Genomic DNA, 26,093 nt, shown 5'->3' on the forward strand with positions numbered 1-26,093 from the left:
CCCGCACGGCTGGGGCAGGCGGGGCCCCCCCCAGGAATAGCTGCTTTTCCTGCCTGGCGGGGACACCTCGTCCCCCAGCCGTCCCAGCGCAAGAAAGCCCAACGCAGAACCCCGGAAGCAAGCCGCACAAGCCTCAGGGCAGAGGAAACAACATGCAGCTGGACATAGCCTGAGCAACAAGACGCCCAGAAGAATCGAAAAGACGAGCCTCAGCGAGAGCGGTCCGCCGACCAGCCTGAACGACCGATCCCGAACACGAGAGACGCCCCGACGACAACGTAACCGCCCGGAGAAACCTCACGTTGAGATCAAGGCTCGTATACCCCACTCCCGCGGGAAGGGTGCTGTGGACCGAGCACGCGGCAGCCGTGTCGAGGAGCGTCGAGATGACCCCGCCGTGCATCGTGCCGAGCGGGTTGTAGTGGAACTCCTGGGGGTCGAGCAGGAGAGTCACCGAACCTTCGGTTACCGACATCGACACCAGGTCGATCAGCTGCATGATCGGCGGGGCCGGGAGGTCGCCCGACGCTATCGCCTGCAGAAGTTCCAGGCCGGTGCTCCGGCCGATCATCGACGCGTGGACCGAGGGGTCGGACCAGCTGAACGTGCGGGTACGGGTGGCGGCCTGCTGGGTCTCGGTCATGGACGCAGCCTGGCACCGCCTTGCTGGGTCTGTCCAGTGGACTTAGGGTTCTGTCATGAGTTCCACAGCGGCGCCCGAGGCTCTGAACTGGTCGGTCGACAACTGCACCATCGGCCGGGCCATGGAGATTCTGGGCGAGAAGTGGACTGTCGTCGTCCTGCGTGAGGTGTTCGCGGGGGTCCGGCGCTTCGACGACATGCGGGTGCGCACCGGCATTCCGCGGCAGGTGCTCACCAACCGGCTGGCCATGCTCGTCGAGCACGACGTGCTGCACCGGGTTCCCTATCGGGAGCCGGGCGCCCGGGTCCGCCACGAATACCGGCTCACCCCGAAAGGCTTTGACCTCTACCCCGTCATGGTCGCCGTCGCCGCCTGGGGTGACCGCTATCTGGCCGGGCCCGAGGGTTCGCCCCTGGTTTTCGGGCACCGCGAGTGCGGCGGGCGGGTCGGTGTCGCGCTCACCTGCGACGAGGGCCACCAGGTGGGCGATCTGCGGGAAGTGTTGCCTGAGCCGGGGCCGGGCGCGCGCCGTCGTTAGGGTGCCGGGGTGGACTCGCCCTGGGCGCCGCTGCGGGGGCGCTTGTTTCGGATGCTCTGGATCGCGGTGCTGGCCGGCAACGTCGGCACCTGGATGCAGACGGTCGGCGCGCAGTGGCTGGTCGTGCCCGAGCCGGACGCGGCCACCTGGACCAGCCTCGTGCAGACCGTCACGATGCTGCCTGTCCTGCTGCTCGCGCTGCCGGCCGGGGCGATCGCCGACGCGCTCGACCGCCGCCGCCTGCTGCTGGCCGTCCAGGTCGCGTTGTTCCTGGTCGGGGTGGTGCTGACCGCGCTCACCGTGCTCGACCGGATGTCGCCGCCGCTTCTGCTGATCTTCACTTTTCTGCTCGGTGTCGGCCAGGCCCTCACCTTGCCGACCTGGCAGGCGGTCATCCCCGAGATCGTGTCGCGCGAGGAGTTGCCGGCCGCGTCCGCTCTCGGTGCGGTGAACACCAATCTGGCTCGCTCGGCCGGTCCGGCCGTGGCCGGTCTGCTGGTGGCCCACATCGGGTCGGCGGCGGTTTTCGCGCTCAATGCCCTCTCGTACGGGGTCTTCGCCCTCGCCCTGCTGCTCTGGCGCCGCCCCGCCCGTCAGGGCCCGGGTCACCCGGAGCGTTTCGGGCCCGCCGTCCGCGCCGGGGGGCGGTTCGTCCGATACTCCCCGGACGTTCGCCGGCTGCTGATCCGGGTGACCCTGTTCGTGCTGCCGGGCAGTGTCGTCTGGGGTCTTCTGCCCGTCGTCGCGCATCAGGAGCTGGGGCTGGGGGCGAGCGGCTATGGCATCCTGCTGGCCGCGCTCGGTGTGGGCGCGATCGCCGGCGCGCTGCTGATGCCCCGCCTCCGCCGGGTGTTGTCGGCCAACCGCCTGATCGTCGTGGCCGGCGTCGTCTATGCCGGCGCCTTGCTCGTGACCGCGCTCGTGCCGGACGAGTTCGCCGTCACCGCCGTGCTGGTGCCGGCCGGGGCGGGCTGGATGTGCCTGGTCTCGCGCATGAACGCCAGCCTGCAGCTGCTGCTGCCGAACTGGGTGCGGGCCCGCGGCTTCGGCCTCTATCAGGTGGTGTTCGCCGGGTCGCAGGCTCTCGGCGCGCTGGTGTGGGGTCAGGTGGCCGAGGCGCTCGGGCTGTCTTCGGCTTTTGTGGCGGCCGCGGTGGTCATGCTGCTGGGCACGGCGACCGTCTTCTGGCTGCCGGTGCACGAGCACGACGACGCCGACCGCAGTCCCGCGGTTTTCTGGGCCGAGCCGCACATCATGTTCGAGCCGCATCTCGACGAGGGTCCCGTGCTGGTCACCGCGATCTATCGGGTACGGGACGAGCAGTCGGACGCTTTCGTCGAGGCGATGGATCCCGTACGGCTGACGCGGTTGCGCACCGGGGCGACGCGCTGGGGCCTGTTCCGCGACGGCGAGGATCCGGTTCGCTACGTCGAGGTCTATCAGGTGCCGACGTGGGAGGACCATCTGCGACAGCACGAGGGCCGGCTGACCGGGAGCGACGAGGAGGCCGAGAAGCACGCCGTCGCGCTGGCCGAGGGGCCGCCCGAGGTGACGCACCTGCTTCCGGCCGACAAAGCCAATTAGCCGGATGTTTCGGATTTGTGTCGATTAACCTCGAAGGTGGCAGTCCGCCCGGCTGAGGAGGTGTCGTGTCGAGTGTGGTCGACGCACGCCGCAGCCGCCTGCTGATCATCGGAGGGGCGGCCGGCCCGGCCCTGCTCGGCCGCTTCGTCGAGCTGGCGGGCGGTCCTTCGGCCCGGATCGTGGTCGTCGCGACGGCCAGTGTGGTGCCGGCGGAGGCCGAGGCCGAGTACGCCGGGGCCTTCGGCTCGTTGGGCGCCGGTCACGTCGAGGCGCTGCGGATCGGCGACCGGGCCGCCGCCGGTGATGCCCGGGTCGAGCCGGTGCTCCGCGCGGCCACCGGGGTCTTCTTCACCGGTGGCGACCAGGAGCGGATCACCCGCGTGATCGGCGGGACGCTGACCGACTCGCTGCTGCAGGAGCTCGTCGCGACCGGCGCGCTGGTGCTGGGCGGCACCAGCGCGGGCGCGGCGATGATGTCGGGCACGATGATCATCGAGGGCGACGGCCCGGGCGTGTCCCGGGCGAGCGTGCGCACCGGCCCGGGACTCGAGTTTCTGCCCGGCGTGCTGATCGACCAGCATTTCGCCGAGCGCGGGCGGGTCAACCGGCTGCTCAGCGCGGTCGCTCTCGCTCCGCACGAGCTGGGACTGGGCATCGACGAGGACACCGCGATTCTCACCGACGGCGACGCCTTCGAGGTGCTGGGCAGCGGCGCGGTCACGGTGGTCGATGCGGGGTGCGCGAGCGACATCCGGGTGCCCGACCGCGGCCCGATCGCTCTGACCGGCTGCCGCCTGCACGTGTTGCCCGCCGGGCACGCGTTCCACCTCACGGGCCGCCGGCCCCGCGTCATCGAGAACGAGGCGTCATGAAGATCGAGCGCCTGCGTCACCTGCGCGGGCCCAACGTCTATCTCTCCCGGCCGGCCGTGGTCGCCCGGCTGCGCCTGGGCGAGCTGACCGGCGTCGAGACCTCCGACGTGACCGGCTTCGCCGAGCGTCTGCTCCGGGTGCTGCCGGGGCTGGCCGAGCACCACTGCGCGGCCGGATCGCCGGGCGGGTTCGTGAGCCGGCTGCGGGGCGGCACCTATTTCGGGCACGTCACCGAGCACGTGTGCCTCGAGCTGTCCCAGCTGATCGGGCGGGACGTGAGCTTCGGCCGCACGGTGTCCGACGGCGAGCCCGGCTGCTACAACCTGATCATCGAGTGCCCGGTCGACGAGTCGCCGGGCTCCCAGGTGCCCTACGAACTGCTGCGGACCGCGGTCGACCTGGTGCTTTCGGTGGTTGACGGGCGTACGGGGAAACTGGTCCTGGACGATCTCGCGGCACGCGCGGAACGGGAAGCGGCCGGCCCCAGCACCCGGTCGATCATCGCGGCGGCCCGGCGGCGCGGAATCCCGGTCGAGCGCTACGACGACCTGAGCCTGCTCCGGCTGGGCTGGGGCAATCGGCGGCGGCTGGCCTGGGCGGCGATGACCGACCGGACCAGCGGGGTGGGCATCGACATCGCCGGCGACAAGCAGGTGACCCGGCGGCTGCTCACCGAGGCGGGCGTTCCCATGCCGGTGGGCGGAGCCGCCCGTACGCTCGGCGACGCGGTGGCCTGGCTCGATCGGCTCGGCGGCCCGGTTGTGGTCAAACCCCGCCAGGGCAGCCAGGGCGAGCACGTGGCCCTGCACCTGAACACGCCGGAGCAGGTCGAGCGGGCGTTCCGGGCGGCCGGCCAGGACGTGATCGTCGAACGGCAGCTGGGCGGCCGCGACTACCGCGTGCTGGTGGTGTCGGGCGAGGTCGTCGCGGCCGCGGAACGGATCGCCGCGCACGTCGTCGGGGACGGGCGCAGCACCATCGACGAGCTGATCGAGCGGGTCAACGCCGACCCCCGGCGCGGAATCGGGCACTCGCGGGTGCTGACCCGCATCTCGCCGGTGCCCGCGCTGCTCGTCCGGCAGGGGCTCACCGGGGAAAGCGTGCCCGCCACCGGGCAGCAGGTGTGGCTGGCCGACACCGGCAACCTGTCCACCGGCGCCACCAGCCATGACGTCACCGACAGCGTGCATCCCGAGGTGGAGCGGCTGTGCCTGCGGGTCGCCGCGCTGCTCGGGCTGGACATCGCCGGCATCGACCTGCGCCTGCCCGGCATCGGCGAACCGGTGCCCCCGGTCGAGGTCGGCGCCGACGTGGCCGCCGGGGTGATCGAGGTCAACGCCGTGCCCGGCCTGCGCATGCATCTCGCCCCGGTGCGGGGCCGCGCGCGCGACGTGGGCGACGCGATCGTGCGGGCGATGTTCCCGGCCGGCTCCAACGGCCGGATCCCGACGGTCGCGATCACCGGCACCAACGGCAAGACCACCGTGGCCCGGATGACCGCGCACCTGCTGGCCGACGCCGGGCTGCGGGTGGGCCTGACGACCACCGACGACGTACGCATCGGCGGGCGGGTCGTCTTCCGGGCCGACGCCACCGGGCCGCTGTCGGCGCAGATGGTGCTGGGCGACCCGGGGGTCCAGGCTGCGGTGCTCGAGACCGCGCGCGGCGGGCTGCTCAACCGCGGGCTGGGCTACGACTGGTCCGACGTGGGCGTGCTCACCAACATCACCGCCGATCACCTCGGTCAGGACGGCCTGGCCACGATCGAGGATCTGGCCCATGTCAAGGCGCTGGTGGCCGAGCGGGTGCGCGACGGCGGGACGCTGGTGCTCAACGCCGACGACCCGTGGGTGCGCACGATGGTCGACCGCCCGCGGGTGCGCGCCGACCGGAAGCGGGTGGTGTGGTTCGGGCTCGACGCCAACCAGCCGGTGGTGGTCGAACATCTGGCCCGCGGCGGCACGGCCTATCTGGCCGACGACGGGTGGGTGCTGCAGGCGACCGGGGCACGGCGGACGTCGCTTCTGCGGGTGGCCGAGGTGCCGGGGGCGTACGGGGGTGCGGCGCCGCACGTGGTGGCCAATGCGCTCGCGGCGATGGCGGCGGCCCGGGCGCTGGGCGCGGGCCAGGAGGCGGTGTGCCGGCGCGTGGCCGAGTTCGAGCCCACCGTCGAGAACGCCGGCCGTGGAACTTTGCTGCGGATCGGCGACGTGTCGGTGTTTGTGGACTATGCCCACAATCCGGCGGCGCTGGCGGCCACTCTGCGCACCCTGGACCGGCTCTTCGGCCCGGACCGCTGCGTCGCCGCCCTGACCCTGCCCGGGGACCGGCGCGACGACCTGATCGCCGCCTGCGCGCAGGTTGTCGCCGACGGCGTCACCCGGGTCGTGCTCTACGACGACGAGGACCCCCGCGGCCGTACGCCGGGAGAGGTGTCCTCGTTGGTCGAGCGCGAGATGCGGGCGCGCCGGCCCAAGCTGTGCTCGGTGCGGGCCGGGAACTGCCGGGAGGCCGTGATCGAGGCGCTGCGCCTGGCCCGGCCGGGCGACGTGGTCCTGGTCGTCTACGAGAAGCTGGCCCCCGTGCTGGCCCTGCTCGCCGAATTGGGTGCGGTCGCGGCGGCCGGGGCGGCGCCGACCCTTCCGGGACGTGGACCCTGGGTCGTACAGTCTCCGGGAAGATCAATAATGGGGAACGAGCGGGTTTCCCTCCCCGGTTATCACGGCTGACACGCCATCCGGGCAGGTTGGCACGCGAAATGGGCTGATCAGCCGCGGGGGCTGTCCGTTCAGGCGGGGTTGCACAGGTAGATCCCTCGATAGTTGCACTACGGCTAACAATTTTGGGTGACGGTGCCCATCGCTTTGAGTGACAGTGGCGTGACCGCCGGTCGGCCTGTCCAGGCTGGACGCTCGAAAACTCTCGCAAGACGAAACTTCCGATAAAGCGGGCATCTTGGTGCGTCCCCGGTTAATGCACCCGGCTTTCGGTCAGAGATCCGACTTTCGGGTACTGGACGGGCACCCGTCGCGGGTGCGATCCGGTCGGAAACGGACCGTGATGAACCGCAGGTAAGACGGTGTGTGCGCGGGATCGTTAGGGGGCCGATCATCGGCTAGCATCCCTTCCGTCGATGGGGAACGTCCGACTCTTGATCGGGCACCCCGACGCCGAGGGGCATGGCGGTGCAACTCGGTGTTTCTTCGAAGCGCGCATGTGGGGGCACATGAGCACGACGGACCTTCCGGGTTCGAGTCTGCTGGCCGGTCGTTATCGACTGGTCGAGCGGCTCGGCGCCGGCGGGATGTCAGTGGTGTGGCGAGGGTTCGACGAGGTCCTCGGGCGCCAGGTCGCGGTGAAGGTTCTGCCACCGTCGACAAGCGCGGACCCGGCGTTCCGGCGCCGACTGCGCGCGGAAGCTCAGGCTGCCGCTCGGCTCAGCCATCCCAATATCACCAATGTCTACGACTACGGCGAGGCGACCACCGTCGACGGTGAGCCCGTGCCCTATGTCGTCATGGAGCTGATCGACGGCGAGTCGCTCGCCGCCGTGCTCGCCCGCGTGCGCAAGCTGCCCTGGCAGCACGCCGTGCGGATAACGGCCGAGGTGGCCGCGGCGCTCGCCGCCGCACACTCGCGGGGCATCGTGCACCGCGACGTCACCCCGGCCAACGTCATGCTCACGCAGACCGGGGCCAAGGTCGTCGACTTCGGCATCTCGGCCCTGATCGGCGAGAACGACATCGACCCCGACGGCAGCCTGCTCGGCACGCCGGCCTACCTCGCGCCCGAGCGGCTCGAGGGCGGCCAGGTGAGCCCGGCCACCGATGTCTACGCGGTCGGCCTGCTCATCTATCGCACGCTGATCGGCCAGCTGCCGTGGGACGTCGGCACGACGACGGCTCTGCTGCGGGCTCACCAATACACCGAGCCCGAGCCGCTGCCCGCCGTCGACGGCCTGCCCCCCGAGGTGGACGCCCTGGTCGGGCGCTGCCTCGAGAAGCGGCCGGCCGACCGTCCGTCGAGCGCCGAACTGGCCCGCATCCTGGCCGCGCTGGCGTCCGGGGCGCCGGCGACCGCCCGGGGCTATGTGCCCGAGTGGTCCGAGGGCGGCGAGGACACCACGATCCTGCCGTCGCCGCAGGCCTATGCCGAGATCCTCGGCTCGGGTGCGGCTCCGGTCTCGCCGGCCGCTGCGCCGCCGGCCTCCGTGCCGCCGGCCGCCGACCGGTCTCCGGCCGGTGCTGCGGCGGCTGGTGCTGCCGCGGCCGCGGGTGCTGCCGCCGCGGGTGCTGCCGCCTCCGAGGCGGCCGAGCCCGGGTCGGACGCTCCGGCCCGCAACAGCCGCTTCGCCGATCTGCCGTCCGGTCCGGTCTACAACGCCGCCCCGGTGGCGGCGGCGGGGTCGGCCGGCCTGCGCCCGGCGTTCGGCAACCAGTCGGACGGGCCGGAGAAGTCGAGCCGCACCACCTCGCCGTCCTGGACCCGCATCTCGCAGACCAAGACCCGCCGCGTGCTCGTGGTGGCCCTGGGCGTGCTGCTGCTGGGCGTGGGGACGTACGGGTGGAGCCTGACCGGCGCCGCCGGTGAGAAGGCCAAGGGCGCGGCCGCGGCCGCCGTGCCTCCGAACCAGCGTTGCGTGGTCAGCTACTCCGTCTGGCGCGATCAGAACAGCCGGTTCCAGGCTCAGGTCACGGTGGCCAACCGCAACCAGACGCCGATCGAGAACTGGAAGCTCTGGTTCCTCATGCCGGGCGACCAGGTGATCAGCGGTGGCGGCGACGTCCAGCTGGTGCAGAAGAAGGCGGGCGTCACCGTCGACGGCACCATGGCGATTCCGCCGCTCGACACCGTGACGATGAAGCTCAACGGCCGGTACAAAGACAGCAACACGCCGCCGATGGCCTTCTCGCTGAACGGCTCGACCTGTGAGGCGTTCGTGTCGGCCAAGCCGGGCGAACCGTCCCGCTACGTCGAGCACCTGGCCAACGGACAGGTCCGGCTCGGGCCGACCACGTCGCCGATCCCGGGCATCTCGATCGGTGACGGCGGTGTCATCGACGTGACCCCGACCAAGCCGGGCTCCACGCCGACGACCACGACCGACCCGGGGACCACTACGTCGCCGGTGTCGCCGGGAGTCACGCCGCCGCCGACGACCCCGCCGGGCACCACGCCGCCGGCCACTACGGAGCCGCCTCCGCCGCCTCCGCCGACCACGCCGGCGACGACGCCGCCGGCGACCGAGCCGGTCACGGAGCCCCCGGTCACGACGGGCAAGCCGACGATCGACGCCAACGGTCCCGAAGAATGCGACGACGCGTTCCCCGAGGACTGCCCCACTCCGTAACCGCACTGATGAAGGCCGGCTCGCACGAGCCGGCCTTTTTCGTGCCCGGCGTCAGGAGCCGGGGAGCGGCCCGTATGCACATCCGGGGTCGCCGGAAGTCCGAGGGTCGGATGGTGAACAGGTCAACGGCAAAAATCGGACGTCACACCGGACGATGCGGAGTTACTGTGAAACCGATGCATCAGGCACTTTCCTCCGTTTCACCCGGCGTGGCGGCCGGGCGGGGACCGTGCGCAGGCAAAGATGAGATAGCGGAACTGTACGCGGGTCTTTTGTCGCGAAAGCCCATGAACGGGCACTGGGTGCCGCGTACAGCAGGTTGTCGTCCATCGGGGAGTTCGACATGATCAGCATTGTCAAGGATCTGGCTGCGGAGGCCCTGTTCGTCTCCGACCTCCAGCCGTCTCAGTGCCCGACCAACGAGGCCGTTGAGCAGGCTGTGACCGCCATGATCCTGCGGCACGGCAGCGATGGATGCGCGGCCGAGGTGGCGCTGGAGTTCGGTGATCACCCGGATGTCGCGGTCCGCCGCATGCACTGGGTGCACTCGGAACTCACCGGGGTGCTCGAGCCCCGGCGTGCCGCCGCGTTCCACTGAAAACCTGAGCTTTTCTCGCGTAAAGCACCCTAAAAGCAACCGAGTTCGGCCGCCTTCGCACCTTTCGAGCGCAAAAGTTCTCCTCATCAGCCGGTTTCACACCACCGGTAGTACGAGCGAGGAGGACATACGTGACCGACGCGACCGAACTCCCCGCCACCATCGGCACGACCCACGACGCGCCATCCGCGCGTGACATCGAGGACCTCGTCCGCGAACACATGCCGATGGTTGGCCATCTGGTCCGGGAACTTCTGAACCGGGTACCGGGTCACGTCCATGCGGACGACCTGTCCTCGGCCGGCTTCGCCGCGCTGCTGGGCGCCGCCCGATCCTTCGACGTGACCCGCGGGATCCCGTTCCACCGCTTCGCCGCGGTACGCATCCGTGGCGCGCTCCTCGACGAGCTGCGCGGACAGGACTGGGCGAGCCGTTCGGTGCGGGCCCGCGCCCGCAAGAGCGCGGCCGCCCGGCAGGAGCTCACCGCCGCGCTGGGCCGCACCCCGACCGACGCCGAGGTGGCCGAGCTGCTCGGCATCGGCATCGCGGAGCTGGCCACGGTCGAGGACGACGTGCAGAAGGCGGCCCTGCTCAGCCTGCAGGGCTTCCCCACGGGCGCGGCCGAGGAGATGGTGCCGGAGACGTCGGAGGGACCCGAGGACCTGCTGCTCAAGCGGGAACGTCTCGGCTATCTGCATCAGGCGATCCAGGCGCTGCCCGAGCGGCTGCGCATGGTGGTCACCGAATCGTTTCTGCAGGAGCAACCCCTCAGCGACGTCGCGGCCAGGCTGGGCGTGACCGAGTCGCGCATCTCGCAGCTGCGCACCGAGGCGCTTCAGCTGCTGCGCGAGGGTCTCAACAGCTCGCTGGCGCCGGAGCTGCTCACGGTGGCCGCGGGCGGGCCCCGTACGCGCAAGGGCTGCATGCAACGCCGCCGGTCGGAGTACTTCGCCCGGGTCGCCCAGCAGGGCAATCTGCACACCCGGCTGGCGCTCACCGACGAGCACGGGGTGCCGATCGCGGTAGCGGCGTGAGGTAGAGCCGCCCTCGTTCCGTCAGCGGACCGGCTCGGGCCGGGCTCGCGAAGCGGATCGAGGGCGGCCGCACCGAGCGGATGTCAGCGGGCCGGCTCCGGGCGGAGTTCGCAGAGCGGGTCGAGGGCGGCCCGCACCGGGCGGATGTCGGCGCCGACCGCGGTGGCCAGCACGCCCGGCCCGGCCAGCGGCATGACGGCGAAGTCGCCCGGGCCCGACCGGGGCGCGGGACCGGTGGGTGCGGCGACCAGGGTGCCGATCGCCCGGCCGCCGCCCAGCACCGCCGCCCCCGACCAGCCCGGCGCGCCCGGGCCCACGGCCAGCTCGTGCCGATAGAGGGCGCGGCCGGCGTACCGGATCGTGGTGTCCGTGCGGACGTCGCCGGACGTCTCGTTGTGGCGGCCGCACACCAGGTCGTCCCGCCAGAGCAGCGACCCGCCGTCCTCGACGTCGACGCGGGTGACCGTGAGATGGTCGCATCCCGCCGCGGCGATCAGCGGCTCCGGAAGCCAGCGCAGCGTTCCGCCGGTGGCCACGGTCGCGGTGATCTCGAGCCGGGACCGGGGCAGGTGACCGCGACCGGGCAGCGCGAGCTGGGCGGCCACGCTGCGGATCTCGAGCGTCGCGCCGGCGCCGACCGTGATGTCCAGCCGCAGGTCGTCGCCGCGCAGCGGTCCGGCGCCGCCGCCCACGAGATGAACGGTGGTGGCCGGCCCCGCGCCGGTGCGGCGCAGCAGCAGCGGCGACTCGCTGTGCAGGACGGCCAGCCGGGTGCCGCCGAGCCCGTCGAGTTCGGCGACGACCCGGGAGAAGGCCTTCACGCCTTGGCGACCAGGCCGCGGATCCACTCGGCGACCGGTGTGGCCGTGCGGTCGCCGACCAGCGACAGGAAGACGGTCGGCAGGTCGCCGCGGCGGGCCCTCGCGTCGCGGTCCATCACCGACAGGTCGGCGCCGACCATCGGGGCCAGGTCGGTCTTGTTGATGACCAGCAGGTCGGCCGTGGTGACGCCGGGGCCGCCCTTGCGCGGTACCTTGTCGCCGCCGGCCACGTCGACCACGAAGATCTGCTGGTCGATCAGGCCCTTGCTGAACGTGGCGGTCAGATTGTCGCCGCCGCTCTCCACCAGCACCAGGTCGAGCGGGCCGAGTGCCGCTTCCAGGTCCTCCACCGCGTCCAGGTTGGCCGAGATGTCGTCCCGGATCGCGGTGTGCGGGCAGCAGCCGGTCTCGACCGCGCGCACCCGTTCGGCCGGCAGCACCCCGTTGCGCAGCAGGAAGTCGGCGTCCTCGGTGGTGTAGATGTCGTTGGTGACGACGGCCAGCCGCATCTCGTCGCCCAGGGCCCGGCACAGCGCCGCCACCAGCGCGGTCTTGCCCGAGCCGACCGGTCCGCCGATGCCCACCCGCAGGGCCCGCGGCCCGGGGTGCAGCGGGGCGTGCGGGTCGACGCCCGGGTCGGGATGGGTGTGCGGCACCTCGCCGGGGTCGTGCGTGTGCGGGGCGGCGTAGCCGTCCGAGGGGTGGGGCAGAGCCCCACCGGCGACGGAGTGCTCGTGCTGTTCAGGATGCAAAGAGACGCACCTCCCAGGTGGCGTGGAGTTCGGCGCCGATGTCGAGCAGGGGAGCGCCCGCGGCCGGCAGTTCGTCGACAGGTTGGTGGCACCGGGCCGCGGCGCCGGCCGCGATCCGGTCGCATTCGGGGGCGAGCCGGGCCAGCAGCCCGTGCACCGCATAGGGATCGAGACCCAGCAGCCGTACACCGGCCGAGGCCGCCCCGCTGACTGTGCCGTGAGCCGCCGCGACCGCCGCCTCCGCGGGCCGCAGCCCGGCGCCCGACGCGACCACCCCCAGCGCGACCGGCTGGTGCGCCTCACGACCGACGGGCGGAACGCTCCACATGGCCCGGGCGGCCCGGAGCAGAGCCCGACCTTGCCCGCGGGACGCCTTCCGGAGCGCCGGTGACGGCGTACGGGAATCAAGCCCTTGATCCAGCTCGGCCCACTCACCCGGTCGCGCGCAGGCGGCGGCCGCGAACGCCGCCGCGACCAGCCCCGAGGTGGCGAGCTTGCCCCGCAGGAAGCCGGCGAGGGCCTCGACATCCTTGACCCGGCCGGCCGAGACCTGGGCCTCGAGCCCGCCGGAGTGCGCGTGCCCGCCGGACGGCAGCCGCCCGTCGGCCAGCACGAGGAGGGTCGCGAGGCTCACGTCAGAAGAGGAAGTAGCGCTGGGCCATGGGCAACTCGGTGACCGGGTCGGGGTCGACGACCTCGCCGTCGACGCGGACCTCGAACGTGTCCGGGTTGACCTCGATCCGGGGGAGGGCGTCGTTGCGCGGCATGTCGGCCTTGGTGACCTCGCGCGTGCTCTCGACGGGGGTGAAGGCCCGCTTCACGCCGGCGCGGTCGGTCAGCATGGCGTCGATGGCGGCCTCGGCCACGAAGGCCAGGGACGTCTGGGCCGGCACCACGCCCTTGGCCCCGAACATCGGGCGCGGGAGCATCGGCTGCGGGGTGGGGATCGAGGCGTTGGCGTCGCCCATCTGGGCGTAGGCGATCATGCCGCCCTTGAGGACGAGCGCGGGCCGTACGCCGAAGAAGGCCGGATCCCACAGCACGAGGTCGGCCAGCTTGCCCGGTTCGACCGAGCCGATCTGCGACGACATGCCGTGGGCGACCGCGGGGCAGATCGTGTATTTGGCGACGTACCGCTTGGCCCGGTTGTTGTCGGCTGTCGTGTCGCCGGACAGGGCGCCGCGGCGGGCCTTCATCACGTGGGCGGTCTGCCAGGTCCGCAGGATGACCTCGCCGACCCGGCCCATCGCCTGCGAGTCCGAGCCGATCATCGAGATCGCGCCCAGGTCGTGCAGCAGGTCCTCGGCGGCCATGGTGGACGGGCGGATGCGGCTCTCGGCGAAAGCCAGATCCTCGGGCACGGCCGAGTTCAGGTGGTGGCAGACCATCAGCATGTCGAGGTGCTCGCTGAGGGTGTTGCGGGTGTAGGGCCGGGTCGGGTTGGTCGACGACGGCAGCACGTTGGGCTGCCCGGCCACGGTGATGATGTCCGGTGCGTGCCCGCCGCCCGCGCCCTCGGTGTGATAGGCGTGGATCGACCGGCCGGCGATGGCGAGCAGTGTCTCCTCGACGAAGCCGGCCTCGTTCAGCGTGTCGGTGTGGATGGCCACCTGGACGCCGGACGCGTCGGCGACCTTGAGGCAGGCGTCGATCACCGCCGGGGTCGTGCCCCAGTCCTCGTGCAGCTTGAAGCCGCCGGCCCCGCCGCGCAGCTGCTCCCACATCGACTCGGCCGACATGGTGTTGCCCTTGCCGAGCAGCAGAACGTTCACCGGGTACGCGTCGATCGCCTCGAGCATGCGGGCCAGGTGCCACGCGTTCGGGGTCACGGTGGTCGCCTTGGTGCCCTCGGCCGGGCCGGTGCCGCCGCCGATGATCGTGGTGATGCCCGACGCGACCGCGGTGTCGAGGATCGTCGGGCTGATCAGGTGCACGTGGCTGTCGATGGCGCCCGCGGTCAGGATCTTGCCGTTGCCCGCGATCACCTCGGTGCCGGGGCCGATCACCAGGTCGGGATGGACGCCGTCCATCGTGTCGGGGTTGCCGGCCTTGCCGATCGCCACGATGCGGCCGTCGCGGATGCCGAGGTCGGCCTTGACGATGCCCCAGTGGTCGAGCACGACCGCGCCGGTGATGACCGTGTCGGGGGTGCCCTCGGCGCGGGTGGCCCGCGACTGGCCCATCGACTCGCGGATCACCTTGCCGCCGCCGAACACGACCTCGTCACCGGGGCGGGGACCGGCGCTGCGGTCCTCCTCGATCTCGATGAGCAGGTTGGTGTCGGCCAGGCGGATGCGGTCGCCGGCGGTGGGGCCGTAGAGGGCGGCGTAACGCCCACGATCCAGGGTGGTCATCGCGGGCTTCCGTTCTCGGGCTCGGCGGGCGCCTCCAGGCCGGGCGGCGCCTCGGCCGGGCGTGCGTCCAGCGGGCCGCCGGCCAGGCCGCGCAGGCCGGGGACGATGCGGGCGCCGGCCAGGGCGACCAGCGAGATGTCGCGCGGGATGCCGGGTTCGAAGCGGACGGACGTGCCGGCCGGGACGGCCAGACGATGGCCCCAGGCGGCCGCGCGGTCGAAATCGAGCGCCGCGTTGCACTCGGCGAAGTGGAAGTGCGAGCCGACCTGCACGGGACGGTCGCCGGTGTTGCGTACGGTCAGGGAAAGCACTTCGCGACCCGGATTGATCTCGATGTCGCCGTCTCCGAAGAGAATCTCGCCGGGTTTCACGAGATCGGCCCGTGCACGGTGACCAGCTTGGTGCCGTCGGGGAAGGTGGCTTCCACCTGCACCTCGGCCAGCATCTCGGGCACGCCGTCCATGACGTCGCCGCGGGTCAGCACGCGCCGCCCGGAATCCATCAGCTCGGCCACCGTACGCCCGTCGCGCGCGCCCTCCAGCAGGAAGGCGGTGATGATGGCGGTGGCTTCCGGATGGTTGAGCTTGAGCCCGCGCTCTTGCCGCCGCCGGGCCACGTCGGCCGCGACGTGGATGAGCAGACGTTCCTGCTCGTGCTGGCTGAGGAACAAGCGGACCTCCCTGGGTAGCGCTCCGCGATGCTCGCAGTTCGACGTTTCCGACGTGTTACCCGGCCGGTGCGGAAAGCACCATGTCGATCAAAGCAGACGCGGGGCGCGGCCCAGGGGAGAAACGGTCAGGCCCCGGTGTAGAGCACGGCGTCGATCTCGATATCGAAGCCGACCAGCGGCACCGGCAGGGTGGTGCGTACGGGCAGTTCGGAGCCCTTCACGTACTGCTGGTAGATCTCGTTCATCTCGGCGAAGTCGTCGAAGTCGCGCAGGTAGACCCCGAGCCGGACGGCCTGGTCGAGGCTGGACCCGGCCGCCTCGGCCACCGCGACCAGGTTGCGGAACGCGGCGTGGGCCTGCTCGGCGAAGCTGCCGGTGACCCGGGTGCCGTCGGGCAGCGCGGGCACCGCGCCGGCCAGGTAGATGAAGTCGCCGGCCACCACGGCGTGCGAGTACGGGCCGCCGGCCGGGGCGGCGTTCTCGACCTTGAGGGCGCGCTTGGGCATTGCTTGTCTCCTAATAGTCGCGTGGGAACTGTTCTTCGAGGGCTTCGGCGCCGACCAGCGGGGCGTTGAGCAGCTCGCGCAGCGCTTGTTCGCGGCGGGCCAGCGCTCCCCGCTGGGCCGGGGTGAGCGGCGACCACGGCGGGGGAGCGGCGGGCCAGGCGGGCGGCAACAGGCGGCCGCCCACGTACGTGGCCAGGTTGACCAGGCGTACGGGGGCCACCCGGGTCTGGCGGTGCGAGTCGACGAGCTCGTGCTCCCCGGCGCGCACCTCGAACACGGCGAGATCGGCCGGCGCGCCCACCTCGAGGGTGCCGCCGGGCAGGCCCAGGGCTTTCGCCGCCCGTACGGTGACCATCTCGAGCACCTCGCCCAGCGGAACGCCGGCCGCGAGCACCTTGGCCATCGTGGTCGGCAGGTCGAAGACCGGGCCGTAGAGCGAGCGGCAGTGCAGGTCGGTCGAGATCGTGTGCGGCCGCAGACCCAGGTCGAGCTGCCGTTCGAGCACGTCGAAGGCGAACCCGCCGGAGCCGTGGCCGAGATCGAGCAGCACGCCCCGGTCGACGGCCGCGCGCACCGAGGGCCCGAGCGGCGAGGCGATGCCGCTGGCGCTGTGCGTGACGATGTCGCCCGGGCGCAGCAGTTCGAGCACCTCGTCGAGCCGCGGTGGCGTGGTGCCGATGTGGACCATCACCGGTAGGCCGCACGCCTCCCCGACGGCCAGGCCGCGGCGCAGCGGCTCGACCCCGTTGCCGCCCACGGTGTCGCGGTCGATGCGCACCTTGAGACCGCGGATCAGGTCGCGGTTGGCCTGCACGGTGTCGACGGCCAGCGGGACGTCGCAGTGGTCCAGGTCGCGGCTCTCGCCGGTGCGCCCGGCCAGGCCCAGGGCGGCGATGTTGAGCAGCACGGGGACGCGCACCGCGGCGGTGGCGGCGACCCGGCGCAGGCCGTCCAGCGTGTACGCCCCGGCGGAACCGGCGTCGACCCACGTGGTGACGCCGGTGTGCCAGGCGACGGGATCGGGGGCGATGCCCCAATAGCCGGGGCCGACGTGGGTGTGCAGGTCGATCAGACCCGGGGTGACGAGCCGGCCCGACACGTCGGCGATCACGCGGGCGTCGCGAGGCAGCGAGGGGCCGGTCGCGGCGATCATCCCCGCGGTGACGGCCACGTCGAACGGGTCGCCGCCCGCCAGCAGCAAGTCGTAGGTCAAGGCCACCTCCCGCGCCGACACTATCTTGAAGGGGTGACGATGCGCGGGCTGGTGCCGGAGCCGGAAACGGTGGACGCGGCGGACGGCGAGTTCCGGCTGTGGGCGGGCACCCCGCTGGACTGCCCGCCCGAGCTGGCCGGCGTGGGGCAGTGGCTCCGAGGGGTGCTGCGCTGCCCGCTTCCGGCCGGTGACCACGGCGTCCGGCTCCGGGTCGACCACCGGCTCGACCCCGAGGCGTACGCGATGACGTGTGCCCCCGGCGGGATCGAGATCACCGGCGGGTCGGCCGCGGGCGTCTTCTACGGGGGCCAGACCCTGCGGCAGCTTCTGCCCCCGCAGGCGCTGCGCCGGGCGGGCCCGGCCGACTGGACCGTCCCGGCCGTCACCGTCGGCGACCGGCCCGCGTACGGGTGGCGCGGGGTGATGCTCGACGTGGCCCGCCACTTCATGCCGGTGTCCGACGTGCTGCGGTTCGTCGACCTGGCCGCCTTCCACAAACTCAACGTGCTGCATCTGCACCTCACCGACGACCAGGGCTGGCGACTGGAGGTGCCGGGATGGCCGCGGCTCACCGAGGCCGGCGCGTGGCGGCGCGAAAGCATGCTCGGGGCGCGGCAGCACGGGCGGTACGACGGCCGGCCGCACGGCGGGTTCTACACGACCGGCGATCTGCGCGAGATCGTCGCGTACGCGGAGGAGCGGCACGTCCGGGTCGTGCCCGAGGTCGACATGCCGGGGCACATGCAGGCGGCCGTGGCGGCCTATCCCGGGCTGGGCAGCGGCCCGCGCGAGGTGCGTACGAGCTGGGGCATCTCGTCACACGTGCTCAACCTGGGCGAGGAGTCGCTCGGCTTCTGCCGGGACGTCCTCGACCATCTCTGCGACGTGTTCCCCGGCGAGCTGATCGGCATCGGCGGCGACGAGTGCCCGACCGACGAGTGGGACGATCCCGGCCGGCAGCCGTGGTTCACCGCGCAGATGGCCGAGCACCTCGCCACGCGCGGGCGCCGGGTCTTCGGGTGGGACGAGATCCTCGAGGGCGGCGCCCCGGCCGGCGCGGTCGTGGCCGCCTGGCGCGGGCCCCGGCCGGCCCTGGTCGCGGCCCGGCTCGGGCACCCGGTGGTGTCGTGCCCGGACATCGGGGCCTACCTCGACTACCGCCAGTCGGACGACCCGGGCGAGCCGACCCCGGTGGGCACCCGGCTCACCCTGGCCGACGTGTACGCGTTCGAACCCGTACCGGAAGGGCTGTCGGAACCGGAACGGAAGCTGGTGCTGGGCGGGCAGGCCAACGTGTGGACCGAGCACATGGACTCGGCCCGCGCCGTCGACTACATGACCTATCCGCGGCTCAGCGCGTTCGCCGAGGCGGTCTGGGGCCGCCGGTCGTACCCGGAATTCGAGCAGCGGCTGGCCGACCACCTGCCCCGGCTGGACGCGCTCGGCGTCAACTACCGGCCGCTCACCGGGCCCCGGCCGTGGGACGCGCGGCCGGACGCGCCGGGCAACCCGCGGACGCGCGCCGACCGCCGGGCCGAGCTGGGGGAGATGACGGCGCGCTTGCCATCGGGCGGGTGAGTCTGATGAGCTGCCGGTAGTGAACGACTACGACAACGAACGGGCCCGGTTCCGGGCGTACGGGAATCAGCTCGTCGGCGCGCATCTGCGCCTGCGCGAGATGGTCGAGGACCTGTACGTGGCTCTGGACGAGGGCCGCGACGTCCATTTGCACTGCATGACCCTGTGCGGGGCGGTGACCAAACACCACACGGCCGAGGACGCCAACGTCTTCCCGATGCTGGCCGCCCGGCACCCCGAGCTCCAGTCGTTCCTGCGAGACCTCGAGCGTGACCACCAGATCCTCGCGGGCATGCTGCTGCGGCTCGAGCGGGCCACCACGTACGAGGAGCTGGACGGCCTGAGCGCCGTGCTGGAAACGCACTTCATCGGCGAGGAGAAGCGCCTGGTGGGGGTGCTCAACGCGCTCGAACCCCTGGGCGATCTAGGCATTGAGGTGACCGATGGACGTGCCTGAGGTAACCGTCGACTGGCGGAGCAAGGGTTTCTGGCTGCCCGACACCACGCTCACCGCCGACGAGCTCGCCGCCGGGAAACCGGACCTCTTCGGTGGCCTCTTCACCTGGCCGCTCCTGGTGCTGCGCCGCGACGCCGCCGAGGCCAACATCGCGACCATGGCCGAGTACTGCCGGCGTCACGGCTGGGAGTTCAGCCCGCACGCCAAGACCACCATGGCGCCCGGGCTGCTCGCCTCGCAGCTGGCCGCCGGCGCCTGGGGGATGACCGTCGCCACGGCCAACCAGGCGCTCGTGCTGCGCCGCCTCGGCGTCCCGCGCGCGCTGATCGCCAACGAGGTGCTCGACCCGGTCGCGCTGCGGTGGCTGGCCCGCGAGAACGCGGCCGGCTGGGAGGTCTACGTCCAGGTCGACTCGGTCGCCGGAGCAACCGTGGCTGCCGCCGCGGCCTTGGAGGGCACGCTGCGGGTTCTCGTCGAATACGGCCACGACCACGGCCGTACGGGAATCCGGTCGCTCGAAGGTGTGGAGGGGGTCGCCCGGGTCGTCGCCGAGGCGCCCGGACTGGAACTGGCCGGACTCACCGCGTACGAGGGTCAGCTCACCGAACAGAGCGCCGTCGACGACTTCCTCGACCAGGTCCTGGCCGGTTTCCAGCGGCTGCGGACCGCCGGGCTGCTGTCCGCGAGCCCGATCCTGTCGGCCGGGGGCAGCGCGTGGTTCGACCGCGTCGTCGAGCGGTTCGCCCCGATCGCCGGGGACGCCACACTGGTGTTGCGCAGCGGGGCCTCGGTCACCCACGACGACGGGTTCTACCGCGAACGCACGCCTTTCCGGCGCGTGCCCCGGGAGGGTCCGCTGGCTGCCGCGCTCGACATCTGGGCCCAGGTGATCTCGACGCCCGAGCCCGGGCTGGCGCTGGCCGGCATGGGCAAGCGGGACGCGCCGTTCGACGAGGGGCTGCCGGTGCCGATGGAGATCCGGCGGGCCGACGGCACGTACGCGGCCACCACCGGTGTCGAGGTGACCAAGCTCAACGACCACCACACCTATCTGTCCACGGCGGACGTCACGCTGACCCCCGGCGACCTCGTCCGCTTCGGCATCTCGCACCCGTGCACGGCTTTCGACAAATGGCGGCACATTCCGGTGGTTGACGACGACCGGCGCGTGGTCGACGTGCTTGCCACCTATTTCTGATCGTCGGGTCGCTGGCAGACTGCGGCCATGCAGGACATTTTCCGCGTCCGGTTCGACTGGGGGCCGATCGGCGCGGACGCGGTCGCGCCCGGCGCCGCCTACGTGGCCGTGGTCGACGTGCTCTCCTTCACCACCACCCTGACCGTCGCCGTCGAGCAGGGCATCAGCGTCCTGCCGTACCGGTGGCGCGACGACTCGGCGGTGGCGGTGGCCCGGCGGCACGGGGCGATGCTCGCGGTGCTGCGTTCCCAGGCCGGGCCCGGGCAGGTCACTCTCTCGCCGGAGAGCATCCTGCGCACCGATCTGGAGGCCGCGAAGATCGACCGGCTCGTGCTGCCGTCACCCAACGGGTCGGCGATCTCGGTGCGGCTGGCCGACGCCGGCGTCACGGTGGTCGGGGTGTGCCTGCGCAACGCCGCGGCGGCCGCGGCCTGGGTGTGGGAGCGGGCCGGCGACCGGCCGGTGGCCGTGGTCGCGGCCGGGGAGCGGTGGCCCGACGGGTCGCTGCGGCCGGCCGTCGAGGACCTGTGGGGCGCGGGGGCCTTCCTGGCCCGGCTGGCCGACCTGGACGGGACGAGCGGGTTCTCGCCGGAGGCGATGACCGCCCTGGCCGCGTACCGGGGAGTGGCCGACCGGATCGGGGCGGAACTGCTCGAGTCGGACAGTGGGCGGGAGCTGCGGGCCAACGGGTTCGCCGGTGACGTGACGGTGGCCGGCGACGTCGGGGCCGGCCCGGTGGTTCCGGTGCTGCGGGACGGATGGTTCGTCTCTGGCGGAACCTTCGAGTATTAGGCGCCGCGGTGGCGGATCTCGCCTTTTGCTGAGCCGGACTGGAGGTTTCTCCGTGCTCCGGGCGTCTGGCTGCGGGATTCGCCGGTCCGGGGCCGATCGTTGAGCCGTTCACTCAACGGTTCGACGGAGGAAACTCATGCGTAAGTGGTGGCCGCTTGTGACGGTCTGCCTCGGCACTTTCATGCTGCTGGTCGACGTGACCATCGTGAACGTGGCGCTGCCCCGGATGGCCGGCGATCTGCACGCCTCGTTCGACGCGCTGCAATGGGTCGTGGACGGCTACGCGCTGTCGCTCGGCGTGCTGATGCTCGGCGCCGGCTCGCTCGCCGACCGCGTCGGGCACCGGCGCCTGTACGCGGCCGGGCTGGTCGTGTTCGCGCTGAGCTCGCTGGCCTGCGGTCTGGCCGGGGACGACGCCCTGCTGATCGCGGCCCGGGTCGTGCAGGGAATCGGCGGGGCCGCGCTCTTCACGACCACGTTCGCGCTGCTCAATTCGTCCTATCAAGGGCGTGAGCGCGGGGTGGCGTACGGGATCTGGGGTGGGGTCTCGGGCGCGGCGGCGGCGATCGGCCCGGTGCTCGGCGGCGTGCTCACCGACGCGTTCAGCTGGCGCTGGATCTTCCTGGTCAACCTGCCGATCAGCGTGGCCGCCCTGGTGCTCTGCCTGACCGTCCTGCGCCCCGGCCCGGCTTCGCGGCAGGGCCGCTTCGACATGGCGGGTTTCCTGACCTTCACGGTCGCGGCCACGGCCCTGACGCTCGCCGTGATCCGATCAACGCCTTCCCTGTACGCCGTGAGCGCCGTCGCCCTGGCCGTGTTCGTGCTGATCGAGCGGCGGTCGTCGGCCCCCATGATCGACCTGGCGCTGCTGCGCAACCGCACGTTCGCCGGGGTGCTGATCGCCGGCCTGCTGGTCAACTTCGCCGCCTTCGCGATCCTCACCTACACGTCGATCTGGCTGCAGTCGCTGCTCGGCCTGACCCCGTTGCAGGCCGGCCTGACCGCGCTGCCGATGGGAGTGCTCTCCTTGATCGTGTCGGGCGTGGCCGGAGCGCGCCTGCACGGCCGGTCGCCGCGCGTGCTGATCGGCGCGGGCATGCTGCTGATCGCCGCGGGCGGGCTGCTGGAAGTCCTGGTGGTCGGACCGGGTTCGAGCTGGCCGGCGCTGCTGCCCGGGTTCGCGGTGATCGGTCTCGGAGTGGGCCTGGTCATGCCCAATCTGGCCGAGTCGGCGATGGCCGCCGTGCCCGCGGACCGCGGCGGAATGGCCGCCGGCACGCTCAACACCGCGAGGCAACTGGGCTTCGCGATCGGGGTCGCGGTGGTGGGCTCGGCGTTCGCGTCCCGAGCTTCCGATTTCCTGGCGTCCTCGGGCGTCCGCGACGCGTCCGGGGTGGCGCACGGGCTGGCTTCGGGCCAGGCGGGACAGCTGCTCGGCTTCGTCCCGGAGCCGCTGCTGCGCGGCGCGGCCGCGGCCGGGCTCGATGTGGGCTTCGCCGTCGCCGCCGGGGTCGGGCTGCTCGGGGCGCTGGCCGTCTTTCTGCTGGTCCGGCCCGCACCCAAGCCCGCGCTCGTTGGCGTTTAGTCCGGTTCGTCAAGATTGGGAGCACGTGTTGCGCCACCCCCACCCCCTCCCATCGAGGGTGGGCACACCCTAATCCCCGTCGGACGAGCAGCCTCGAGTTATCCACAGGCAAAGGGGCGGCCGTCGTGGCCGCCCCTTCCGCCCCCCCGTCTACTCGCGCGCCGCGCTGTGGCCGCTGTTCGCGAGCGTGTCGTACGGGAACGGCAGCGGATCGATCGTGGTCACCTCGTCCAATCGCCGCGCCAGCGCCGCGTCCAGGTCCCAGCCCGCCGCGCCCAGGTTGGACTCCAGCTGTTCCAGGTTTCGCGCCCCGATGATCGGCGCCGTCACCGTGGGCCGCCCGAGCAGCCAGTTCAGCGCCACCTGAGCCGGCTCCCGTCCGCTCTCCGCCGCGACCGCGGTCAGTTCGCCGAGAATCCGCCACGTGCGCTCGTTGTCGTACACACCCCAGCGCTCGCCCCAGTTCTCGGTCTCGGCCATCCCGATCCGGCTGTCCGCCGGGGCCGACCCGCCCCGCGTGTAACGCCCGGTCAGCCATCCGCCGCGCAGCGGGCTCCACGGCAGCACGCCCAGCCCGGCGTCGGCGGCCAGCGGGCCCTGCTCCCACTCGAATTCGCGGTCGAGCAGGTTGTACCTGGGCTGGATCGCCGCGAACGGCTCCCACCCGCGCTTGTCGGCGACGCCGAGCGCCTTCTGGATCTGCCAGGCGGCCCAGTTGCTCACCGCCAGATAGCGCACCTTGCCGCTGGTCACCAGCAGGTCGAGCGTGCGTACGACGTCCTCGACAGCGGCCGCCGGATCCCAGCCGTGCACGTGGTAGAGGTCGATGTGGTCGGTGCCCAGCCGGCGCAGGCTGCCCTCGGCGGCGGCCATCACGTGTTTGCGGCCGAGCCCCTCGCGGTTGCCGCCGGGACCCCAGCGCACCTTGGTCGAGATCACCCAGTCGGCGCGGTCCTGGCCCTTGAGCCAGCGGCCCACGATCTCCTCGCTGCGGCCCGCCCCGTAGGCGTCGGCGGTGTCGAGGAACGTGCCCCCGGCCTCGGCGAACCGGTCCATCAGGCGGACGCTGGTCTGTTCGTCGGCCTCCCGCCCGAAGGTCATCGCCCCGAGGCAGAGCTCGCTGACGGCCATCGACGTGCGGCCCAGAAATCGATAACGCATGGGTCCGACCCTATGGCCGGATCGGTCCGCGCCTACGATCCATTTCCATGCCGGTTTCCCATACCAATCTGGCCTGGGAGACGCTTCTCGAACTGCCCGCCCAGGGTCCCCGCCACGTCGCCCTGGCCGCGGCGCTGCGTTCGGCGATCCGGTCGGGGCGGGTGCCGACCGGGGCCGCGCTGCCGCCGAGCCGGGTGCTGGCGCCGGTGCTCGGCCTCTCGCGGTGGGTCGTGACGCAGGCCTATGCGCAGCTCACGACCGAGGGCTACGTGGCCGGCCGGGCCGGTTCGGCCACCCGGGTGCTCTGGTCGGCCGGTGGGGAACTCGGGCCACCGGCCGCCGCCGACAGGGCCGGCCGATCGCCCCTGGATCTGGCGCCCGGCCTTCCCGACCTGCGCTTCTTCCCGCGGCGGCAATGGGCCGGCGCGCTCTCCGAAGCCGCCGCCACCGCTGAGCTCGGTTATCCGCTGCCGGGCGGCCTCGACGATCTGCGGATCGTGCTCGCCGAATACCTCACCCGTTCGCGTGGAGCAGCGGCCGGCCCGTCGTCGGTGGTCGTCTGCGGCGGCATCCGCGACGCGGTGGGCCGTCTCTGCCGGGGCCTGGCCGCCGCCGGTCACCGGCACATCGCCGTGGAGGACCCCGGCTGGGGCGCCCTGCGTGAGGTGGCCCGGGCCTCGGGCCTGCGGCCCTGGCCGGTTCCGGTCGACGGTGACGGGCTGAGGGTGGCCGAGCTTCCTTCCCCCGTACGGGCGGTGCTCCTCTCGCCCGCACACCAGTTCCCGACCGGGGCCGTCCTGTCGCCGTCGCGCCGGGCCGCCCTGATCGACTGGGCCCGCGCGGCCGACGGCGTGATCATCGAGGACGAGTACGACAGCGAGTTCCGCTACGACCGCAAGCCGGTGGGCTGCCTGCAGGGCCTCGACCCGGCGCGCGTGGTGCTGGTCGGCTCGGCCCACAAGACGCTGGCCCCGGCGATCGGCGTCGGCTGGGCGGTGGCGCCACCCCGATGGCGTACGGCTCTGGAAGCGGGCGCGCCCCCGGCGGCGATCGACCAGGCGGCGTTCGCCGCGTTCGTGGCGGCCGGCCGCTACGACCGGCACCTGCACCGGGCCCGCCAGCGGTACCGCGCCCGCCGCGACCTGCTGATCGCGTCGCTCACCCGGCACCTGCCCGGCTGCTCCACGCAGGGCGTGTCGGCCGGCCTGCACGTCGTCTGCTCGTGGCCCGGCCTCGACCAGACCGCGGTCGCGGCGGCCGCGCGGGCGGCCGGTGTCGACGTGATGACCCTGGCCGACTACCGGGTCGCGCCTGGACCGCCCGGCCTGGTGCTGGGCTACGGCAACATCACCGACGCGGCCGTTCCGCGGGCGGTCAGAGCTCTGGCCGCAGCCGCCCGTCCCGCAGCAGGAAGTGCGCCTGTTTGACGCGGGTCAGCAGCGGCACGGTCTCGACCGACTGCACGCCCGGGAGGTCGGCCACCTTGGTCGTCAGATAGTGGTAGAGCGCCGCGGCGTCCCGGCACATCGCCGACGCCATCAGGTTGGTCCGGCCGGTGACCGCGGCCGCGTAGGCCAGCTCGGTGTGATCGGCCAGCCGGGCGCCGGCCTCGGCCAGGTGAGCCGGCGCGACGGTGAACCACAGATTGGCCACGGTGTGGATGCCGACCGCCGAACTCGCCACGTCCAGGTCGAAATAGACGGCCCCGGACCCGGTCAGCGTGGCCACCCGCTGCGCGACCTGCCGCTGGGTCCAGCCGGTGGCCGAAGCCAGCGCCGCCCAGCCGGCCCGGCCGTCCTGGGCGAGCGCCTCGAGCAGGGGGGCGTCGCTGTCCTCCACCCGTACGCCCGGGTCGTCGGAGACCACGGTGGCGCCCTCCAGCAGCGCCGCCCGCTGGGCGTCGTCGAGCTCGTTGCCCGGCGCGACCCAGTCGGCCTCGCCCCGGCCCACGAAGCGGTGCAGCAGCTGGTGCGCGGTGAAGGTGAGCACGTTCGACGCCCGGGGCAGGTGGTCCAGCAGCCCGGAGTTCCGCTCGTCGACCAGCGCCTGGCAGATGATCTCGGCGCCGCCCGCCCCGATGCCGACCCACGACGTGTCCTCGCGCCGGGCCAGCGCCCCGGCCAGGGCCGGGGCGGTGCCGGGGCGGCAGCCGATGCGCAGCGTCCAGTTGGACTTGCCGGGCAGGCGGGCCGGGTTGGCCCGGGCCAGCACCCGCACCACGCCCGCCGAGCGCAGACGCTGATAGCGCCGGGCGACCGTCTGTTCCGACACGCCGATCACCGTGGCGATGCGGGCAAACGGCGCTCGCGCGGACAGGTGTAACGCATGCAGGATCTGTTGATCGACCCGGTCCGGCGCCACCAGCGGATTCTATCGGGGGACGATTC

24 protein-coding genes are annotated in these 26,093 nt (G+C 72.5%); 13 read left to right on the forward strand and 11 right to left on the reverse strand.

The window, feature by feature from the left end; all coding sequences use genetic code 11:
• Positions 1-133: 133 nt before the first annotated feature.
• Positions 134-643, reverse strand: coding sequence for a PaaI family thioesterase (locus tag ACZ3I4_RS13850; RefSeq protein ID WP_465382247.1), 510 nt, complete (start codon positions 641-643; stop codon positions 134-136).
• A gap of 55 nt (positions 644-698) precedes the next feature.
• Between ACZ3I4_RS13850 and ACZ3I4_RS13855 the strand changes: the two genes are divergently transcribed.
• From ACZ3I4_RS13855 to ACZ3I4_RS13885, 7 genes are all read left to right on the forward strand, one after another.
• On the forward strand, positions 699-1,181 hold the full coding sequence (locus tag ACZ3I4_RS13855; protein WP_465382248.1) for a winged helix-turn-helix transcriptional regulator: 483 nt from the start codon (positions 699-701) through the stop codon (positions 1,179-1,181).
• Positions 1,182-1,190: 9 nt separating this feature from the next.
• The gene (locus ACZ3I4_RS13860) at positions 1,191-2,765 is read left to right on the forward strand and encodes an MFS transporter (RefSeq protein WP_465382249.1); all 1,575 of its coding nucleotides are present in this window, start codon (positions 1,191-1,193) and stop codon (positions 2,763-2,765) included.
• A gap of 65 nt (positions 2,766-2,830) precedes the next feature.
• Positions 2,831-3,637: a cyanophycinase gene (locus tag ACZ3I4_RS13865; protein ID WP_465382250.1), complete on the forward strand. Its 807-nt coding sequence runs from the start codon at positions 2,831-2,833 to the stop codon at positions 3,635-3,637.
• Positions 3,634-6,366, forward strand: coding sequence for a cyanophycin synthetase (gene cphA, locus ACZ3I4_RS13870; protein WP_465382251.1), 2,733 nt, complete (start codon positions 3,634-3,636; stop codon positions 6,364-6,366). Before ACZ3I4_RS13865 ends, cphA begins: the two co-directional genes overlap by 4 nt.
• A gap of 497 nt (positions 6,367-6,863) precedes the next feature.
• The gene (locus ACZ3I4_RS13875) at positions 6,864-8,987 is read left to right on the forward strand and encodes a protein kinase domain-containing protein (RefSeq protein ID WP_465382252.1); all 2,124 of its coding nucleotides are present in this window, start codon (positions 6,864-6,866) and stop codon (positions 8,985-8,987) included.
• 343 nt (positions 8,988-9,330) lie between these two features.
• On the forward strand, positions 9,331-9,585 hold the full coding sequence (locus ACZ3I4_RS13880) for a hypothetical protein (protein ID WP_465382253.1): 255 nt from the start codon (positions 9,331-9,333) through the stop codon (positions 9,583-9,585).
• A gap of 131 nt (positions 9,586-9,716) precedes the next feature.
• Positions 9,717-10,619 (forward strand): sigma-70 family RNA polymerase sigma factor, encoded by a 903-nt coding sequence (locus ACZ3I4_RS13885; protein ID WP_465382254.1) that lies wholly within the window; start codon positions 9,717-9,719, stop codon positions 10,617-10,619.
• A gap of 83 nt (positions 10,620-10,702) precedes the next feature.
• On the opposite strand, the gene ACZ3I4_RS13890 is transcribed toward ACZ3I4_RS13885, so the two are convergent.
• From ACZ3I4_RS13890 to ACZ3I4_RS13925, 8 genes are all read right to left on the reverse strand, one after another.
• Positions 10,703-11,440: an urease accessory protein UreD gene (locus tag ACZ3I4_RS13890; RefSeq protein WP_465382255.1), complete on the reverse strand. Its 738-nt coding sequence runs from the start codon at positions 11,438-11,440 to the stop codon at positions 10,703-10,705.
• Positions 11,437-12,150 (reverse strand): urease accessory protein UreG, encoded by a 714-nt coding sequence (gene ureG, locus ACZ3I4_RS13895; RefSeq protein ID WP_465382434.1) that lies wholly within the window; start codon positions 12,148-12,150, stop codon positions 11,437-11,439. The genes ACZ3I4_RS13890 and ureG overlap by 4 nt, the downstream gene beginning before the upstream one ends.
• Before the next feature lie 31 nt (positions 12,151-12,181).
• Complete coding sequence (locus tag ACZ3I4_RS13900) at positions 12,182-12,826, reverse strand: urease accessory protein UreF (protein ID WP_465382256.1); 645 nt, start codon at positions 12,824-12,826, stop codon at positions 12,182-12,184.
• Position 12,827: 1 nt separating this feature from the next.
• The gene (locus tag ACZ3I4_RS13905) at positions 12,828-14,546 is read right to left on the reverse strand and encodes an urease subunit alpha (protein ID WP_465382257.1); all 1,719 of its coding nucleotides are present in this window, start codon (positions 14,544-14,546) and stop codon (positions 12,828-12,830) included.
• Positions 14,543-14,917 carry an urease subunit beta gene (locus ACZ3I4_RS13910; RefSeq protein WP_465382258.1) on the reverse strand — a complete coding sequence of 125 codons (375 nt, stop codon included), beginning with the start codon at positions 14,915-14,917 and terminating at the stop codon, positions 14,543-14,545. The genes ACZ3I4_RS13905 and ACZ3I4_RS13910 overlap by 4 nt, the downstream gene beginning before the upstream one ends.
• On the reverse strand, positions 14,914-15,216 hold the full coding sequence (locus tag ACZ3I4_RS13915; protein WP_465382259.1) for an urease subunit gamma: 303 nt from the start codon (positions 15,214-15,216) through the stop codon (positions 14,914-14,916). Before ACZ3I4_RS13915 ends, ACZ3I4_RS13910 begins: the two co-directional genes overlap by 4 nt.
• Positions 15,217-15,341: 125 nt before the next feature.
• Positions 15,342-15,722: a RidA family protein gene (locus tag ACZ3I4_RS13920; protein ID WP_465382260.1), complete on the reverse strand. Its 381-nt coding sequence runs from the start codon at positions 15,720-15,722 to the stop codon at positions 15,342-15,344.
• A gap of 10 nt (positions 15,723-15,732) precedes the next feature.
• Positions 15,733-16,935 (reverse strand): amidohydrolase family protein, encoded by a 1,203-nt coding sequence (locus ACZ3I4_RS13925; RefSeq protein ID WP_465382261.1) that lies wholly within the window; start codon positions 16,933-16,935, stop codon positions 15,733-15,735.
• Between the two features lie 39 nt (positions 16,936-16,974).
• Between ACZ3I4_RS13925 and ACZ3I4_RS13930 the strand changes: the two genes are divergently transcribed.
• The 5 genes from ACZ3I4_RS13930 (at position 16,975) to ACZ3I4_RS13950 (ending at position 22,545) form a co-directional block, all read left to right on the forward strand.
• Positions 16,975-18,513: a beta-N-acetylhexosaminidase gene (locus ACZ3I4_RS13930; protein WP_465382435.1), complete on the forward strand. Its 1,539-nt coding sequence runs from the start codon at positions 16,975-16,977 to the stop codon at positions 18,511-18,513.
• 19 nt (positions 18,514-18,532) lie between these two features.
• Positions 18,533-18,970, forward strand: a complete 438-nt coding sequence (locus ACZ3I4_RS13935) for a hemerythrin domain-containing protein (protein ID WP_465382262.1) — start codon at positions 18,533-18,535, stop codon at positions 18,968-18,970.
• Positions 18,957-20,168, forward strand: a complete 1,212-nt coding sequence (locus ACZ3I4_RS13940; protein ID WP_465382263.1) for an alanine racemase — start codon at positions 18,957-18,959, stop codon at positions 20,166-20,168. The genes ACZ3I4_RS13935 and ACZ3I4_RS13940 overlap by 14 nt, the downstream gene beginning before the upstream one ends.
• A gap of 27 nt (positions 20,169-20,195) precedes the next feature.
• On the forward strand, positions 20,196-20,960 hold the full coding sequence (locus ACZ3I4_RS13945; RefSeq protein WP_465382264.1) for a 2-phosphosulfolactate phosphatase: 765 nt from the start codon (positions 20,196-20,198) through the stop codon (positions 20,958-20,960).
• Between the two features lie 136 nt (positions 20,961-21,096).
• Positions 21,097-22,545 carry an MFS transporter gene (locus ACZ3I4_RS13950; protein ID WP_465382265.1) on the forward strand — a complete coding sequence of 483 codons (1,449 nt, stop codon included), beginning with the start codon at positions 21,097-21,099 and terminating at the stop codon, positions 22,543-22,545.
• Positions 22,546-22,695: 150 nt separating this feature from the next.
• Here ACZ3I4_RS13950 and ACZ3I4_RS13955 read toward each other — a convergent pair whose 3' ends face one another.
• A complete protein-coding gene (locus ACZ3I4_RS13955) occupies positions 22,696-23,706 on the reverse strand; it encodes an aldo/keto reductase (RefSeq protein ID WP_465382266.1) in 1,011 nt (336 codons plus the stop codon).
• 47 nt (positions 23,707-23,753) lie between these two features.
• Between ACZ3I4_RS13955 and pdxR the strand changes: the two genes are divergently transcribed.
• The gene (gene pdxR, locus ACZ3I4_RS13960; RefSeq protein WP_465382267.1) at positions 23,754-25,133 is read left to right on the forward strand and encodes a MocR-like pyridoxine biosynthesis transcription factor PdxR; all 1,380 of its coding nucleotides are present in this window, start codon (positions 23,754-23,756) and stop codon (positions 25,131-25,133) included.
• On the opposite strand, the gene ACZ3I4_RS13965 is transcribed toward pdxR, so the two are convergent.
• On the reverse strand, positions 25,081-26,067 hold the full coding sequence (locus tag ACZ3I4_RS13965) for an Lrp/AsnC family transcriptional regulator (protein ID WP_465382268.1): 987 nt from the start codon (positions 26,065-26,067) through the stop codon (positions 25,081-25,083). The two genes, pdxR and ACZ3I4_RS13965, sit on opposite strands and share 53 nt — an antisense overlap.
• Between the last annotated feature and the right edge of the window lie 26 nt (positions 26,068-26,093).

The sequence above is a fragment of the Actinoplanes sp. NPDC021490 genome (assembly GCF_055562135.1).

What these genes read in the sequence shown, in the direction of transcription:
- ACZ3I4_RS13850 (WP_465382247.1), bottom strand. Translation starts at nt 643, where the DNA reads ATGACCGAGACCCAGCAGGCCGCCACCCGTACCCGCACGTTCAGCTGG.
- ACZ3I4_RS13855 (WP_465382248.1), top strand. Translation starts at nt 699, where the DNA reads ATGAGTTCCACAGCGGCGCCCGAGGCTCTGAACTGGTCGGTCGACAAC.
- cphA (WP_465382251.1), top strand. Translation starts at nt 3,634, where the DNA reads ATGAAGATCGAGCGCCTGCGTCACCTGCGCGGGCCCAACGTCTATCTC.
- ACZ3I4_RS13875 (WP_465382252.1), top strand. Translation starts at nt 6,864, where the DNA reads ATGAGCACGACGGACCTTCCGGGTTCGAGTCTGCTGGCCGGTCGTTAT.
- ACZ3I4_RS13880 (WP_465382253.1), top strand. Translation starts at nt 9,331, where the DNA reads ATGATCAGCATTGTCAAGGATCTGGCTGCGGAGGCCCTGTTCGTCTCC.
- ACZ3I4_RS13905 (WP_465382257.1), bottom strand. Translation starts at nt 14,546, where the DNA reads ATGACCACCCTGGATCGTGGGCGTTACGCCGCCCTCTACGGCCCCACC.
- ACZ3I4_RS13920 (WP_465382260.1), bottom strand. Translation starts at nt 15,722, where the DNA reads ATGCCCAAGCGCGCCCTCAAGGTCGAGAACGCCGCCCCGGCCGGCGGC.
- ACZ3I4_RS13930 (WP_465382435.1), top strand. Translation starts at nt 16,975, where the DNA reads ATGCGCGGGCTGGTGCCGGAGCCGGAAACGGTGGACGCGGCGGACGGC.
- ACZ3I4_RS13940 (WP_465382263.1), top strand. Translation starts at nt 18,957, where the DNA reads ATGGACGTGCCTGAGGTAACCGTCGACTGGCGGAGCAAGGGTTTCTGG.
- ACZ3I4_RS13945 (WP_465382264.1), top strand. Translation starts at nt 20,196, where the DNA reads ATGCAGGACATTTTCCGCGTCCGGTTCGACTGGGGGCCGATCGGCGCG.
- ACZ3I4_RS13950 (WP_465382265.1), top strand. Translation starts at nt 21,097, where the DNA reads ATGCGTAAGTGGTGGCCGCTTGTGACGGTCTGCCTCGGCACTTTCATG.
- ACZ3I4_RS13955 (WP_465382266.1), bottom strand. Translation starts at nt 23,706, where the DNA reads ATGCGTTATCGATTTCTGGGCCGCACGTCGATGGCCGTCAGCGAGCTC.
- pdxR (WP_465382267.1), top strand. Translation starts at nt 23,754, where the DNA reads ATGCCGGTTTCCCATACCAATCTGGCCTGGGAGACGCTTCTCGAACTG.